This window comes from Rhodopirellula maiorica SM1 (genome assembly GCF_000346295.1).
Taxonomy (GTDB): domain Bacteria; phylum Planctomycetota; class Planctomycetia; order Pirellulales; family Pirellulaceae; genus Novipirellula; species Novipirellula maiorica.
The window spans coordinates 1-1,019 of record NZ_ANOG01000643.1; the positions used below are offsets into that span (position 1 = coordinate 1).

Genomic DNA, 1,019 nt, shown 5'->3' on the forward strand with positions numbered 1-1,019 from the left:
CGGCCACCACGAGCTGAACAATTCAGCCCCGATGAAGTTTCTATCGTCCATGTGACGCAGCGATGCGTCCGCCGTGCCTTTCTCGCTGGCGTCGATCTGGTCACCGGCAAGGACTATTCCTGCCGTCGCGAATGGATCCGCCGACGTATGGAATCGCTCGCGTCGGTCTTTTCCATCGACGTACTCTCTTATTCCGTTATGAGCAGTCACCTTCACGTGATTCTCCGCAATCGGCCCGATGTCCTGGCCAGTTGGTCCGATGCCGAAGTGGCCCTGCGTTGGCTGAAAGTTTTTCCAGGTCATCGGCTTGAGGAACATCTCGCTGAACCGAGCGAAAATGACGTGCAAACGCTCGTCCGTGACAAACAGCGACTCAGCACGATCCGGCAACGCTTGGCGGACATTTCCTGGTTCATGCGAGCTTTGTCCGAGCCGATCGCTCGCCGTGCCAATAAGATCGACGAGTGCACGGGCCACTTTTGGGAAGGCCGCTTCAAAGCACAGCGAATCGTCGACGAAACCGCTTTGTTGGCCTGCAGTATGTACGTCGACCTGAATCCGGTGCGGGCAGCGATGGCGGATTCGCCGGACCACTCGCCGCACACCTCTGCCTATGACCGTATCGAAGCTGGAAAGGGCAAACAGATCGAGTCGGCCGCATTCGACTTGAAGCCAATTCCAACCGAAGACGTGGCGCAAGCAACTCGCGAAACCCCGCTTGAGACGCTTCGTCAAAAGCAGTCTGCCAAGCGTAAGAATCCGACCGGACGCAAGGTCCGTCGTGACGGTTGGCTTGCTCCGCTGTCGCTTAACTCCGATACACTCAGCAGCGATCCCCAGTCGCACACCGACGGTTTTCGCAGCAGCGACCGCGGCTTTCTCAGCTTGTCACTATCCGAGTATCTGCGGTTGCTCCGCTGGACCGCTCAACATGGTGACGACACAGCAAAAATTCCTCCGGCTCTGACTAAAACGCTTGCGGAGCTTGGGATCGACGTTTCGATGTGGCGAGACTTGGT

1 protein-coding gene is annotated in these 1,019 nt (G+C 57.6%); it reads left to right on the forward strand.

Features of this window, described 5'->3' with window-relative positions; translation table 11 throughout:
• On the forward strand, nucleotides 1-1,019 hold a 1,019-nt coding region (locus RMSM_RS20620), incomplete at both ends, for a transposase (protein WP_052031723.1).